The sequence below is a fragment of the Pseudomonas sp. UC 17F4 genome (assembly GCF_900101695.1).
Classification (GTDB): domain Bacteria; phylum Pseudomonadota; class Gammaproteobacteria; order Pseudomonadales; family Pseudomonadaceae; genus Aquipseudomonas.
Genome location: NZ_FNKV01000001.1, coordinates 1,271,930 through 1,284,218 on the forward strand (window position 1 = coordinate 1,271,930; position 12,289 = coordinate 1,284,218).

Annotated in this window: 15 protein-coding genes; 5 read left to right on the plus strand and 10 right to left on the minus strand. The window is 62.2% G+C overall.

What is annotated here, in order from left to right:
* Window positions 1-30: 30 nt before the first annotated feature.
* Window positions 31-1,953 carry an esterase EstP gene (gene estP / locus BLR26_RS05760; RefSeq protein WP_093378980.1) on the minus strand — a complete coding sequence of 641 codons (1,923 nt, stop codon included), beginning with the start codon at window positions 1,951-1,953 and terminating at the stop codon, window positions 31-33.
* 404 nt (window positions 1,954-2,357) lie between these two features.
* Between estP and BLR26_RS05765 the strand changes: the two genes are divergently transcribed.
* From BLR26_RS05765 to BLR26_RS05780, 4 genes are read left to right on the plus strand one after another with little or no spacing between them, the layout of a single operon-like run.
* Window positions 2,358-2,951 carry an aminodeoxychorismate/anthranilate synthase component II gene (locus tag BLR26_RS05765; RefSeq protein WP_045199321.1) on the plus strand — a complete coding sequence of 198 codons (594 nt, stop codon included), beginning with the start codon at window positions 2,358-2,360 and terminating at the stop codon, window positions 2,949-2,951.
* A 9-nt stretch (window positions 2,952-2,960) separates the two neighbouring features.
* The gene (gene trpD, locus BLR26_RS05770) at window positions 2,961-4,010 is read left to right on the plus strand and encodes an anthranilate phosphoribosyltransferase (protein ID WP_093378983.1); all 1,050 of its coding nucleotides are present in this window, start codon (window positions 2,961-2,963) and stop codon (window positions 4,008-4,010) included.
* Window positions 4,007-4,843, plus strand: a complete 837-nt coding sequence (trpC, locus tag BLR26_RS05775) for an indole-3-glycerol phosphate synthase TrpC (RefSeq protein WP_093378986.1) — start codon at window positions 4,007-4,009, stop codon at window positions 4,841-4,843. The genes trpD and trpC overlap by 4 nt, the downstream gene beginning before the upstream one ends.
* A 53-nt stretch (window positions 4,844-4,896) precedes the next feature.
* Window positions 4,897-5,601 (plus strand): lipoate--protein ligase family protein, encoded by a 705-nt coding sequence (locus BLR26_RS05780; protein WP_093378989.1) that lies wholly within the window; start codon window positions 4,897-4,899, stop codon window positions 5,599-5,601.
* Here BLR26_RS05780 and crp read toward each other — a convergent pair.
* Window positions 5,598-6,242 carry a cAMP-activated global transcriptional regulator CRP gene (gene crp / locus BLR26_RS05785; RefSeq protein WP_045199329.1) on the minus strand — a complete coding sequence of 215 codons (645 nt, stop codon included), beginning with the start codon at window positions 6,240-6,242 and terminating at the stop codon, window positions 5,598-5,600. The genes BLR26_RS05780 and crp overlap by 4 nt on opposite strands.
* 192 nt (window positions 6,243-6,434) lie before the next feature.
* Here crp and BLR26_RS05790 point away from each other — a divergent pair, with 192 nt between their 5' ends.
* A complete protein-coding gene (locus BLR26_RS05790) occupies window positions 6,435-6,857 on the plus strand; it encodes an OsmC family protein (protein ID WP_010221469.1) in 423 nt (140 codons plus the stop codon).
* Window positions 6,858-6,888: 31 nt separating this feature from the next.
* On the opposite strand, the gene BLR26_RS05795 is transcribed toward BLR26_RS05790, so the two are convergent.
* The 8 genes from BLR26_RS05795 to hemJ all read right to left on the minus strand — a co-directional run bounded on the left by BLR26_RS05795 (window position 6,889) and on the right by hemJ (window position 12,239).
* Window positions 6,889-7,308 carry a hypothetical protein gene (locus tag BLR26_RS05795; protein ID WP_052676536.1) on the minus strand — a complete coding sequence of 140 codons (420 nt, stop codon included), beginning with the start codon at window positions 7,306-7,308 and terminating at the stop codon, window positions 6,889-6,891.
* Window positions 7,308-8,348 carry a hypothetical protein gene (locus BLR26_RS05800; protein ID WP_045199331.1) on the minus strand — a complete coding sequence of 347 codons (1,041 nt, stop codon included), beginning with the start codon at window positions 8,346-8,348 and terminating at the stop codon, window positions 7,308-7,310. The genes BLR26_RS05795 and BLR26_RS05800 overlap by 1 nt, the downstream gene beginning before the upstream one ends.
* A gap of 8 nt (window positions 8,349-8,356) precedes the next feature.
* Window positions 8,357-9,004 (minus strand): 2-polyprenyl-3-methyl-6-methoxy-1,4-benzoquinone monooxygenase, encoded by a 648-nt coding sequence (coq7, locus tag BLR26_RS05805; protein WP_045199333.1) that lies wholly within the window; start codon window positions 9,002-9,004, stop codon window positions 8,357-8,359.
* 65 nt (window positions 9,005-9,069) lie between these two features.
* Window positions 9,070-9,408: a histidine triad nucleotide-binding protein gene (locus BLR26_RS05810; RefSeq protein ID WP_045199336.1), complete on the minus strand. Its 339-nt coding sequence runs from the start codon at window positions 9,406-9,408 to the stop codon at window positions 9,070-9,072.
* A gap of 71 nt (window positions 9,409-9,479) precedes the next feature.
* Window positions 9,480-10,253, minus strand: a complete 774-nt coding sequence (locus BLR26_RS05815; protein ID WP_045199338.1) for an SDR family NAD(P)-dependent oxidoreductase — start codon at window positions 10,251-10,253, stop codon at window positions 9,480-9,482.
* An 80-nt stretch (window positions 10,254-10,333) separates the two neighbouring features.
* On the minus strand, window positions 10,334-10,792 hold the full coding sequence (locus tag BLR26_RS05820) for a DUF805 domain-containing protein (protein WP_093378993.1): 459 nt from the start codon (window positions 10,790-10,792) through the stop codon (window positions 10,334-10,336).
* A 31-nt stretch (window positions 10,793-10,823) separates the two neighbouring features.
* Window positions 10,824-11,780, minus strand: a complete 957-nt coding sequence (locus BLR26_RS05825) for an NAD(P)H-dependent flavin oxidoreductase (protein WP_093378996.1) — start codon at window positions 11,778-11,780, stop codon at window positions 10,824-10,826.
* A 33-nt stretch (window positions 11,781-11,813) separates the two neighbouring features.
* Window positions 11,814-12,239 carry a protoporphyrinogen oxidase HemJ gene (gene hemJ / locus BLR26_RS05830; protein ID WP_045199341.1) on the minus strand — a complete coding sequence of 142 codons (426 nt, stop codon included), beginning with the start codon at window positions 12,237-12,239 and terminating at the stop codon, window positions 11,814-11,816.
* Window positions 12,240-12,289 lie beyond the last annotated feature (50 nt).

Consider the following 12,289-nt stretch of genomic DNA (forward strand, 5'->3'; position numbering starts at 1 on the left):
GCCTGTTGGTAGCAGGCGCTGTTCCCTTCCCTAGAACTCCAGACTCAATGCCAGGCTGACCCCCTGTTGGGTCAGCTCGTCGCTCTTGCGCCAGTTGTAGCTGCCGCGCAGGGCCAGGCCCGGTGCCAAGCTCTGGCTCAGACCCAGGGTTGCCCGGTTCAGATTGCTCTGCGGGGTGTAGCCGGTCAGGGTGAAGTCGTTGCCCGGCAGGCTGTTGAGGTGGAGGGTCAGGTCCTGCTGGTCGTCCTCGAACTCGTGCTCGTGAGCGACTTCGGCGAACAGCAAGGTGCTGGGCCCGGCCTGGTACTTGCCCTGCAAGCCCAGGCCCAGGCGTCGTGATTCGCGGTCCTGATCGTCAAAGCTCAGGGCAGTGGCGCGGCTGCCTTTCTCCGAATAGCCATCGACTTTCACCCGCGCATAATCGGCGCTGACAAACGGCGAAAGGCTCCACTGGCTGCCGGGCGCTGCCAGGTCATAACCCAGGCGTGCGGCGAAGGCCCACAGTTCGCCATCGGTATCACCTTTCTCGCTGCGATCATTTACCCCCAGGGCGAAGGTGCGCTTCAAGTCACTGTAGTCCAGGTGCCCGCCGGTCAGCGCGGCATCGGCCCACCACTGGTTCTGCTGGAACTGCACGAAAGCGGTTGCCAGGTAGCTGTCGAGCTTGTAGTCGGAGTCTTGCTCGCCGGCTTCGAGCTTCTGCTGGTACACGCCTGTGGCCACGCCAATACGCCAGGCCTCGTCCAGACGATAGCTGCCGCCCAGGGTCAGGTTATAGCCATGGCCGTCGGCGCTGGCCGAACTGCGCTGGCTGTCGATATCCAGGTTCAGCCCCCCGGCGGCTACGATGGCCTGCCATTGGCCAACCGGCTGCCAGCGGCCTTGCCATTGGTTGCGCAGTTCATCCTGGTGCGCGCGCAGGCTAGCGTGGGCCATTTCTGGTAACAGCGTCAGCTCCCAAGGGGCGGAAAGAATCGAAAACGCGTAGTCGGCGATCAGCTCCTGCCCAGCACTGGTGGGGTGGACCGAATCGTTGAACAGCAGCTTGCTCGGGTCGGGCGTGGCACCGTTGATGCCGTAGGTTGCGTTCTGCACACAGCCATTGCCGCTGAAACAGGTACCGACCAGGTTCTGCCCGCTGGCCAGGCCGAACTGCGTCGGAGCAGCCAGGGCTTCCTGGAGCAGCAACGGCACATTGAGCGGAATAACCTGTGCATCAATCTGGCTCAGCTGGCCGACCAGTTGCTGGTTGAAGATACTGCTTAACTGCGAAGCCGGGCCCTGCATCGGCGTGCCGTTGATGGCCGGAGTCAGGCCCAGGTCGGGCAGCAGCCAGACCATGATGTACTGCGCGCCACCCTGTTGCAGGGCCTGGGCGCTGGCGGCCAGGCGATTGGCGGCAGCTGCGGCGGTTGCCGGGCTGGTGATCTGGCCCTGGAGGAAGTCGTTGCCGCCACCGGTCAGGTAGTAAAGCGCGTTGGGGTCGGCGCGCAGACCACCGGCCAGATAGCCCGGGCGTTCGCGCAGCACGGTGCCGGCGCCGGGGTTGCCCGGTGGAATGATCACGTCGGAAGTACCGGTGATCGAGTCGAGAATCTGGTCGGTACGGTAACCACCCACTGCCCAGTTGTTGCCGTCCGGGCGACCCAGCGCGGCATTGACTGGCGAGGTCGAAGCGCCCAGGTCGGCCGCAGCAACACCCAGCTGGGCACCGAGCAGCATGGGCGAAACCGCGCCGAAGGCTTCGCCGTTGGCATATGTTGGCCCGACCCGGTTGGTAAAGCGCTGGGTGGAGCCCGCCGGGCCATTGCTGTCGGGGAACTGCCCGGCATCGGCAAGGCTGTCGCCGAAGACGATCAGAGTTGAGTAAGGGGAGGGGGCGGCATGGACGCTGGAGCAGGCCAGGGCCAGCAGCGAGAATGCACAAGGCAACAGGGAGCGCGCGTTCAACATCGCAAAGATCCTTTTTCGTTGTTGTTATCGGATGACGCCTTACGACGTTAGCAAAACATTCCGCGCGTCTTCCATCGCTAAAGCGTTTCGGCATGCCACCGTCATATTGCGTGGACCGCGCCGGTAGGCTACTGTGCGGGAACGTATGAACGAGACCTACCCCGTGTTGATCGTCAGCAAACTCTTGATGCGCGTTATCAAGGCCCACGCCCGTTGGCGTTGGCGCGCCTGACTTTATCTCTTGCCGGTTAGCCGGCCCTGTACCGCTTTGCCTTTCTGAATGCTTTACCTGCTGTAACCGGCGCTTGCTGGTGTGCACCGGGAAGCTCGCACCTGTAGCACCGAGCACAGGCACATCGAAAGGCATGTATTCAAAGTCAGTAGATGCAAGAGGTTGAACCCAGATGTTACTGATGATCGACAACTACGACTCCTTTACCTACAACGTCGTGCAATACCTCGGCGAGCTGGGTGCAGAGGTCAAGGTCATTCGCAATGACGAACTGACCATCGCCCAGATCGAAGCCCTTAACCCCGAGCGCATTGTCGTTTCCCCTGGCCCCTGCACCCCGACCGAAGCCGGTGTGTCGCTGGAGGCCATCAAGCATTTTGCCGGCAAGCTGCCGATCCTCGGGGTATGCCTGGGCCACCAGTCCATCGGCCAGGCCTTCGGCGGTGAAGTCGTGCGCGCCCGCCAGGTGATGCATGGCAAGACCAGCCCGGTGCTGCACAAGGACCAGGGCGTGTTTGCCGGCCTCAACAACCCGCTGACCGTCACCCGTTACCACTCGCTGGTGGTCAAGCGCGAAACCCTGCCCGATTGCCTGGAACTGACCGCCTGGACCGCCCTTGAAGACGGCTCGGTGGACGAGATCATGGGCCTGCGCCATAAAGAGCTGAACATCGAAGGGGTGCAGTTCCACCCCGAATCGATCCTCACCGAGCAGGGCCACGAGCTGTTCGCCAATTTCCTCAAGCAGACCGGCGGCCGCCGTTAAGGATCGAACATGGATATCAAGAGCGCGCTGAGCCGCATCGTCGGCCACCTGGACCTGAGCACCGAAGAAATGCGCGATGTCATGCGCGAAATCATGACCGGCCAATGCACCGAGGCGCAGATCGGCGCCTTCATGATGGGCATGCGCATGAAGAGCGAGAGCATCGATGAAATTGTCGGTGCCGTGTCGGTGATGCGCGAGCTGGCCGACAAAGTCGAGCTCAACACCCTCGACCAGGTGGTCGACGTGGTCGGCACTGGCGGTGATGGCGCCAACATCTTCAACGTATCCACCGCATCGGCCTTCGTCGTCGCCGCCGCCGGTTGCACCGTGGCCAAGCACGGTAACCGTGCGGTCTCGGGCAAGAGTGGCAGCGCCGACCTGCTGGAAGCCGCTGGCATCTACCTGAACCTGACGCCGGTGCAGGTTGCACGCTGCATCGACAGCGTCGGCATTGGCTTCATGTTTGCCCAGACCCACCACAAGGCGATGAAATACGCCGCCGGCCCGCGTCGTGACCTGGGCTTGCGTACCCTGTTCAACATGCTCGGCCCGCTTACGAATCCGGCCGGGGTCAAGCACCAGGTCGTCGGCGTGTTCACCCAGGCACTGTGCCGCCCACTGGCTGAAGTGCTGCAACGCCTGGGCAGCAAGCATGTGCTGGTGGTGCATTCGAAAGATGGCCTGGACGAATTCAGCCTGTCGGCGCCAACCTTCGTTGCTGAACTCAAGAACGACCAGATCAGCGAGTACTGGGTCGAGCCCGAAGACCTCGGCATGAAAAGCCAGAGCCTGCATGGCCTGGCCGTGGAGAGCCCGGCCAAGTCGCTGGAGCTGATCCGCGATGCCCTGGGCCGGCGCAAGACCGAGAACGGCCAGAAGGCTGCGGAAATGATTGTGCTCAACGCCGGCGCCGCACTGTACGCCGCCGACCACGCCATGAGCCTCAAGCAGGGCGTGGAGCTGGCTCACGACGCATTGCACACTGGCCTTGCCCGGGAAAAACTCGAAGAGCTCGGTGCCTTTACCGCGGTATTCAAGCAGGAGAATGAAGGATGAGTGTGCCGACGGTTCTGGAAAACATTCTGGCGCGCAAGGTCGAAGAAGTCGCCGAGCGCAGCGCCCGTGTCAGCCTTGCCGAGCTTGAACGCCTGGCGGCCGCTGCCGATGCGCCACGCGGTTTTGCCAAGGCCCTTATCGAACAGGCCAAGCGCAAGCAGCCTGCAGTCATTGCCGAAATCAAGAAAGCCTCGCCAAGCAAGGGCGTGATCCGCGAAAACTTCATTCCGGCCGACATTGCCGTCAGTTACGAGAAGGGCGGGGCAACCTGCCTGTCGGTGCTGACCGACGTCGATTACTTCCAGGGCGGCGACATCTACCTGCAACAGGCGCGCGCCGCGTGCAAGCTGCCGGTGATTCGCAAGGACTTCATGATCGATCCTTATCAGATCGTCGAAGCCCGGGCCCTGGGCGCCGACTGTGTGCTGTTGATCGTTGCCGCGCTGGATGACGTGAAGATGGCCGAATTGGCCGCGACGGCAAAAGGCGTGGGCCTTGATGTGCTGGTCGAAGTGCACGACGGCGACGAGCTGGAGCGGGCGCTGAAGACTCTCGACACGCCGCTGGTGGGCGTCAACAACCGCAACCTGCACACCTTTGAAGTCAGCCTGGAAACCACCCTCGACCTGCTGCCGCGCATCCCCCGTGATCGCCTGGCCATCACCGAGAGCGGCATCCTCAACCGCGCCGACGTCGAGCTGATGGAAATCAACGAGGTCTACTCCTTCCTGGTCGGCGAAGCGTTCATGCGCGCCGAGCACCCGGGGCTGGAGCTGCAGCGCCTGTTCTTCCCGGAGCGTGTGGTGCAGAACCCGGTGCAAGGCCTGGACTGATTCAACTCTGAAGCCGGCGATGCCGGCTTTTTTGTCTCTACAAGGTTAATGCGATGACTGATCAAGTGCTTGATGTCACTGTCGAGGCCGGGCTGCACGCCGAACAGGAGCTGCTGGCGGCGGTATGCAAGGGCGAAAAGGATCATGGCCTGTTGTTCTGGCGACCGACCGATCATGCCCTGGTCATGCCCCGGCGCATGAGCCGCCTCGAAGGCTTCGAGGCGGCCTGCGCCGAGCTTGCGATTGCCGGTTGGCCGGTGCTGCTGCGCGAAACCGGTGGTGAGCCAGTGCCGCAGTCGCCGGCGGTGCTCAACATCGCCCTGGTTTACGTCGCACCAAAAAGCGAAGGTGATCACGGCCGTATCGAAAACGCCTACGAGCGCCTGTGCCTGCCGCTGTGTGATGTGCTGCGCGAATGGGGCGGGATGGCATCGGTGGGGGAAATCGAAGGGGCGTTCTGCGATGGCCGCTACAACGTCAACCTTAACGGTCGCAAACTGGTCGGCACTGCCCAGCGCTGGCGCCAGGGCCTGGGTGGCAAGCGCCCGGTGGTGTTGGTTCATGGTGCGTTGCTGCTGGATAACGAGCGCGAGTCGATGGTGGCGGCGGTCAACCGCTTCAACGAATGCTGCGAGCTGGAGCAGCGCTGCCTGGCCGACAGCCACATCGCTTTGCACGAGGTGGTACCCGAGGCGCCACTGCTCGAGCGCCTTGGCCAGGCCTATGCCGAAGTGATCAAAGGCATCGCCCGCGATTAACGGGTACCGAAGACCACCATGGTCTTGCCCTTGACGTGTACCAGGCTGCGCTCTTCGAGATCCTTGAGGACGCGGCCAACCATCTCCCGCGAACAACCGACGATGCGGCCGATTTCCTGGCGGGTGATCTTGATCTGCATGCCGTCGGGGTGGGTCATGGCGTCTGGCTGCTTGCACAACTCCAGCAGGCAGCGGGCTACCCGGCCGGTGACGTCGAAGAAGGCCAGGTCGCCGACCTTGCGCGTGGTGTTGCGCAGGCGTTGGGCCATCTGGCTGCCCAGGGCATAGAGAATGTCCGGGTCGTGACGCGCCAGTTCACGGAATTTTTCGTAGCTGATTTCTGCAACTTCACATTCGCTTTTGGCCCGCACCCAGGCGCTGCGCTGGTGTTCCTGGCCGGCTGGTTCAAACAGCCCCAGCTCGCCGAAAAAGTCGCCACTGTTGAGGTAGGCGATGATCATTTCGTGGCCGTTGTCATCCTCGATAAGGATGGTCACCGAGCCCTTGACGATAAAGGACAGGGTTTCGGCCTTGTCACCGGCGCAGATGATGTTGCTCTTGGCCGCATAGCGGCGGCGCTGGCAATGGACCAGCAGCTTGTCGATGTTCTTGATCTTGGCTGGAAGGGCTGATGCAACCATGGCTGGATCCCGGTCAGGAGGCGACGCTTCAATTTCTTTTATAGATAGTCTGGCGATAAGCGCCAGTGATTTGGCGTCAGCTTATCAGACACTTGTCCTTCTATCGGCAGATTTACTCATGCGCTTGAGCTTTTCCGCCGGGCTCGCAGGGTCTAAGCTGGCAGCCTTTTTTCAATCAAGGGAGTCCAGGTAATGAAGGCGCGTATCCAGTGGGCAGGTGAAGCCATGTTTCTGGGCGAATCGGGCAGTGGCCATGTGGTCGTGATGGATGGCCCGCCCGAGGCCGGTGGCCGCAACCTGGGTGTACGGCCCATGGAAATGCTGCTATTGGGCCTGGGTGGCTGCAGCAACTTCGATGTGGTCAGCATCCTGAAGAAATCCCGCCAGGCAGTAGAGAGCTGCGAAGCTTTCCTTGAAGCCGAGCGCGCCAGCGAAGACCCGAAGGTATTCACCAAAATCCACCTGAATTTCGTGGTCAAGGGCCGTGGCCTGAAAGAAGCCCAGGTCAAGCGTGCGGTCGAGCTGTCGGCAGAGAAGTATTGCTCGGCCTCGATCATGCTCGGCCGGGCCGGTGTTGAGATCACCCACAGCTACGAGATTGTCGAGCTCGGTTGATTACCAGCAAGCCCGCTCCTGTGGGGGCGGGCTAACGGCGCAGGCGCTCCAGCCCGATCAGCCAGGCCAGCCCCGGAACCAGCGCCACCACCAACCAGTGCAGGTTGAAGACGAGCAAACCGACGATTTCTGCGCTACTCCAGGTATTGCCAAAGGCGTCGGCAAATATCAGGCACTGCAGCCAGGCCGTCAGCGCGGCCGATAGCACAAAGGCCAAGGCAAGCAGGCGCTGCCTGTGAATGAAGCAGCCGGCCAGCAGCAACAGCAGTTGCCCGGGCAGTGAGAACACCCACAGGTCGACGGCACTGTTGCCATCAGGTTGGGAGATGTCAGGCAGTTTCAGGCTAAAGGGTTCCCCGCTCATGCCGGCGGTCAGCAGGCACACGAACAGATAAGCCACCAGCACCAGCCCCAGGCTTTGCAGCAAGCGAAGGCAAAATAACCGGATCATCAGTGGCGCAACCCCGGCAGCAGCTTCAGCAAGCCTTGCGGCAATCGCGCCTGCAAACGGCTGCTCAAAGCCTCGCGGTGCTTCTGATAGAAAAGCCCCAAGCCAATCACGCCCAACCCGATCAGGGTCAGCACCACCGGGAACAGCAGCGACTCGGCAAACACCTCGTAAGACAGGTAACCCAGGTACATCGCCACGCCCATGCCACCAAAGACCATGAACAGCGGACGGCGCAGCAACAGTGCTATGCCCATCAGGCCAAGATTGATCAGACCATAAAGCGCTTTGTCCCATTCACTGTCGGTATCCAGCAGCGGCAAGCCGAGCCAGAAGGCCAGCAATCCGGCCAGATAGCCCCAGAAGGCATAGTCCTGGCGGGTGCGACCGTCGATCACCAGGAACACCAGCAATGTCGCCAGGCCAAACCACAGTGACACCGTACGCCGCTGATTCCAGTCGAAGGCCTCGCCATAGAACCATTCGCTCAGGTCCATGGACATGAACCACAAGGCCACGGCAATCGGCATGACGATGAACGGAAACGGGATCAGGCGCAGCATCAACAAGCCGGCCAGTATCGTCGCCGCCTCCATCAGCAGCCAACCGTCCTGCACGTAGGTGTAGTAGTTGTGGTAGTTGCCCTGGGCGTTGTCCAGTAGCCAGAAACCGCTGAGTCGCTGCGCCGCAAACACTGCCAGCGGTACGATGCTCACTGCCACCGCAGCAAGTACGCCAGCAGGGATGACCTGGCCGCGGCGTTGCATTAGCAAGGCGCCCAGGGTCAGTACGCCGATATAAATCAGTGAGACCAGCAGCAGGGCGCTGTCACCGACGCGCATCCAGGCTTCACTGAGCAGCCAGCCCATGGCGGCCATGATCAGCAGGGCGCCGAAGTAAAACGCCACGTGGGCCAGCTGGAAACTGGCCTGGGTTTGCGGCTGGCGCTTGAGAAATTCAAGCAGGGCCTGATCCTGGCCCGGGTTCAGAACGCCGGCGCTGACTGCGCGGGCCAGGTCCTTGGCGTCGAAGCGTTCCGTCATCGGTGGTCCTAGATACGATAAGTGCTTTTGGTCATGACCTTGGCCATCAGGCTCATGCCGAACTTGACCGGTGCCGGGAAGCGGAAGCCGCCAGCATCCAGGGCCGATTCGGCATGTTGCTCTTCGTCGATGCGCATCTGCTCAAGAATCGCCCGGGATTTCTCATCCTCGGCCGGGATTTGCTCCAGGTGTTCGTCCAGGTGCTTGCACACCTGATGCTCGGTGGCGGCGACAAAACCCAGGCTGACCTTGTCGCTGACCAGGCCAGCGAGGGCGCCGATGCCGAAGGACATACCGTAGAACAGCGGGTTGAGCACGCTGGGGTGGCTGCCGAGCTGGCGAATGCGTTGTTCGCACCAGGCCAGGTGGTCGATTTCTTCTTCGGCGGCGTGTTCCATGGCCTTGCGAACCTGGGGCAGCTTGGCGGTCAGGGCCTGGCCCTGGTACAGCGCCTGGGCACAGACTTCACCGGTATGGTTGATACGCATGAGCCCGGCCACATGGCGGGTCTGGGTTTCGTCGAGGGTGACATCCGGCTGGATGATCGCCGGCGACGGCCGGGAAGGCTGGCCGCTGAAGGGCAGCAAGGTGCGCATGGCGGTGTCGGCCTGCAGCAACAAGCGGTCGAGCGGGGAATAGTGACGTTCGGTAGCCATCGGGCACCTCCGCAAGAATGTGCCCGACAGTTTACCCCAATCGCGATGCCGGGGCTTGCCCTGGATCAGCCCGGTGGCCAGTGCATCTGACGCTGGCCAAGCACGTGCATATGAATGTGGTAGACGGTCTGCCCACCCAGCTCATTGCAGTTCATGACCACGCGAAAGCCGTCTTCGCAGCCCAGTTCCTTGGCCAGCCGCTGGGCGGTGAACAGGATGTGCCCGGCCAGGCCCTTGTCTTCTTCGGTCAGATCGTTGAGGGTGCGGATCGGTTTTTTCGGGATGACCAGAAAATGTACCGGTGCCTGCGGGGCGATATCGTGGAAGGCCAGAACCTGGTCGTCCTCGTAGATGATCTTGGCCGGGATTTCCCGGTTGATGATCTTGGTAAACAGAGTATCCACTACGGCTGCTCCATGAGGGTGATCGGACTTGAGTGTACGCAGGCCAGACGCTTGCGCCCAGCCCTGTACAACTAGCGCGGGCAATAGGCCTGGTTGATGGCGCCGGCCAGCTTGCGTGCCAGCCAGCGCGATAGCCAGCGCGGGCTGAAGGCCAGCCAGCGGTTGCGCCGGCCGGGGATGATCAATGCGCGGTTCTTGTCCAGGGCGCGTACGGTATACAGCGCGACTTCTTCCGGGCTCAGGCTGCGTTGGCCGTTTTCCAGCCGCGGGATACGTCGCAACGGCGAACGCACCGGGCCTGGGCACAGCACCGAAACCTTGATGCCGGTGCGTTTGAGCTCTTCGCGCAGGCCTTCGGAAAAGTGCAGCACATAGGCTTTGCTTGCCGCGTAGCTGCTCATCCACGGGCCGGGCGCGAAGGCGGCAAGCGAAGCGACGTTGAGTATCTGCCCGCCGCCCTGAACCGCCATGGCATTGCCAAGGGCGTGGCAGAGGCGGGTCAGGGCGAGGATGTTCACCTCGATCAGGTCCTGCTCATCGCTCCATTCCTGGGCCAGAAAGTGCCCGTAGGAGCGAATGCCGGCGCAGTTGACCAGCAAGTCGATGTGCCGCTCGCTTTCTTCCAGCTCCAGCAGGAACCCCGACAACCGCAACGGCTCGCCCAGGTCGCAGGCACGAAACAGCACTTCGACGCCAAACCGCTGGGTCAGCTCGATGGCGATGCTTTCCAGCGGGTCGCGCTGTCGGGCCACCAGGATCAAATTGCGTCCCCGACGTGCCAGCGCCTCGGCCAGTGCCAGGCCCAAGCCGCTGGAGGCACCGGTGATCATGGCGTAACGGGTCATGCAGTTCTCCAGTCGGGAAGGGTGGCCAAAGTGCGCAGTTTACAGGTGCTGGGCCCGGAGTGCTGCTACCCGTGGCGTGTCTAGATGCCGGGGCGGGTGACGGTGACGTATGCAAGCCCGGCAACCAGGACCAGCCACAGCCAGGCCAGGATCACCACTGCGTTGTTGTTGGGCGCTGGCGGCGCACCGAAGCGGTTGCTGCCACGCGTGCCGGGCATCAGTACCAGCACCAGGATGAAGAAGTTGCCGACCCATGGAAGGATCGACAGCCAGCAGAACCAGCCGCTCCAGTTCAGGTCGTGCAGGCGCTGGACAATGAACAGCATGCTCAGGATCCGTGCCGACAACAGGCCGATCATCATCAGGCCGCCGAGGTCCAGCGACATTGAACTGGACAGCAAGGCCACCAGGAAAATGCCGCCGATGGTCGCAGCGAACAAGACCAGGCTCCAGGCCAGCAGGCGCACGCGGCCAATTCGCCCTTCCAGGCTCATGACCTTGGGTTTGCTCGAGTTGGCGAGAGTCAGGGTGTCATACATGCGGGCTTCCTTTGCCGTGATAAAGCGTGAGTCAGCCCGGCCAGCGATGGCCAAGGGCTGTGGCCGAGGCGTGCGCCTGGCGGTATTCGGTATCCAGGCGGGTAATCAGTTGCTCGACCGAGCAGAGCTGGTCGATGGCACCGACACCTTGTCCGGCAGACCAGACGGTCTTCCAGGCCTTGGCCTCGTCGTCGATGGGTTTGAGCTTGGTCTCGGTGTGGCTGCGCAGGGCGGCCATGTCGAAACCGGCGTTTTCCAGGCTCTGGCGCATGAAGCTGGCAGGCACCCCGGAAACCGCAGCGGTGTGGATGATATCGGCTGCCTTGGCTTCAAGCATCATTTCTTTGTAAGGCCCCGGCGCCTGGCTCTCGTGGGTGGCGATAAAGCGCGTACCCAGGTAGGCGAGGTCAGCGCCCAGCAACTGCGCGGCGAGGATTTCCTGGCCACGGTTTATGCAACCGGCCAGCAGCAAGGTCTTGTCGAAGAACTGGCGAATCTCGGCGATCAGGGCGAACGGGCTCCAGGTGCCAGCGTGGCCGCCGGCGCCCGCGGCTACGGCAATCAGACCGTCGACACCGGCCTCGGCGGCTTTCTCGGCATGCCGGCGGGTGGTCACGTCATGGAACACCAGGCCGCCATAGCTGTGCACGGCATCGACCAGTTCCTTCACCGCCCCGAGGCTGGTGATGACGATCGGCACCTTGTGCTCGACGCACAACGCCAGGTCTGCCTGCAGGCGCGGGTTGCTCTGGTGCACGATCAGGTTGACGGCATAGGGTGCAGGTTTGTCGAGGGCCGCCAGGCCCGTTTCGATCTCTTCCAGCCAAGCCTTGAAGCCTGCGCTGTCGCGCTGGTTCAGGGCCGGGAAACTGCCGACCACCCCGTTGGCACAACAGGCCAGTACCAGTTGCGGATTGGAGATCAGAAACATCGGCGCCGCTACCACCGGCAGGCGCAAGCGTTGTTCGAGCAGGGCAGGCAATGACATGGCAGGTTTCCCGAGGCTGAGTATGGGTTTAGGTTAGAACGGTTTGACCACCACCAGAATTACCACGGCCAGCAGGACCAGCACCGGCACTTCATTGAACCAGCGGTAGAACACGTGGCTGCGGGTGTTTTCGCCGCGGGCGAAGCGCTTGAGCTGTGCGCCGCACATATGGTGGTAACCGATCAGCAGCACCACCAGGGTGAGCTTGGCGTGCATCCAGCCCTGGCTCATGAAGCCCGGGGTCAGGCTCAGCAGCCAGATGCCGAAGACCAGGCTGGCGATCATCGCCGGCAGCATGATGCCGCGGTAGAGCTTGCGCTCCATGATCACGAAGCGTTCCTGGCTGATGCTGTCCTGGCTTTGTGCGTGATAGACGAACAGGCGCGGCAGGTAGAACAGGCCGGCAAACCAGCAGACCACGCTGACGATATGCAGCGCTTTGATCCAGAGAAAAAGCATGGGGTTGAGTTCCTTCAGGGTTCACGGTGGTCAGATAGTAGAGGCAAGGG

What these genes read in the sequence shown, in the direction of transcription:
- estP (WP_093378980.1), bottom strand. Translation starts at nt 1,953, where the DNA reads ATGTTGAACGCGCGCTCCCTGTTGCCTTGTGCATTCTCGCTGCTGGCC.
- BLR26_RS05765 (WP_045199321.1), top strand. Translation starts at nt 2,358, where the DNA reads ATGTTACTGATGATCGACAACTACGACTCCTTTACCTACAACGTCGTG.
- trpD (WP_093378983.1), top strand. Translation starts at nt 2,961, where the DNA reads ATGGATATCAAGAGCGCGCTGAGCCGCATCGTCGGCCACCTGGACCTG.
- trpC (WP_093378986.1), top strand. Translation starts at nt 4,007, where the DNA reads ATGAGTGTGCCGACGGTTCTGGAAAACATTCTGGCGCGCAAGGTCGAA.
- BLR26_RS05780 (WP_093378989.1), top strand. Translation starts at nt 4,897, where the DNA reads ATGACTGATCAAGTGCTTGATGTCACTGTCGAGGCCGGGCTGCACGCC.
- crp (WP_045199329.1), bottom strand. Translation starts at nt 6,242, where the DNA reads ATGGTTGCATCAGCCCTTCCAGCCAAGATCAAGAACATCGACAAGCTG.
- BLR26_RS05790 (WP_010221469.1), top strand. Translation starts at nt 6,435, where the DNA reads ATGAAGGCGCGTATCCAGTGGGCAGGTGAAGCCATGTTTCTGGGCGAA.
- BLR26_RS05795 (WP_052676536.1), bottom strand. Translation starts at nt 7,308, where the DNA reads ATGATCCGGTTATTTTGCCTTCGCTTGCTGCAAAGCCTGGGGCTGGTG.
- BLR26_RS05800 (WP_045199331.1), bottom strand. Translation starts at nt 8,348, where the DNA reads ATGACGGAACGCTTCGACGCCAAGGACCTGGCCCGCGCAGTCAGCGCC.
- coq7 (WP_045199333.1), bottom strand. Translation starts at nt 9,004, where the DNA reads ATGGCTACCGAACGTCACTATTCCCCGCTCGACCGCTTGTTGCTGCAG.
- BLR26_RS05815 (WP_045199338.1), bottom strand. Translation starts at nt 10,253, where the DNA reads ATGACCCGTTACGCCATGATCACCGGTGCCTCCAGCGGCTTGGGCCTG.
- BLR26_RS05820 (WP_093378993.1), bottom strand. Translation starts at nt 10,792, where the DNA reads ATGTATGACACCCTGACTCTCGCCAACTCGAGCAAACCCAAGGTCATG.
- BLR26_RS05825 (WP_093378996.1), bottom strand. Translation starts at nt 11,780, where the DNA reads ATGTCATTGCCTGCCCTGCTCGAACAACGCTTGCGCCTGCCGGTGGTA.
- hemJ (WP_045199341.1), bottom strand. Translation starts at nt 12,239, where the DNA reads ATGCTTTTTCTCTGGATCAAAGCGCTGCATATCGTCAGCGTGGTCTGC.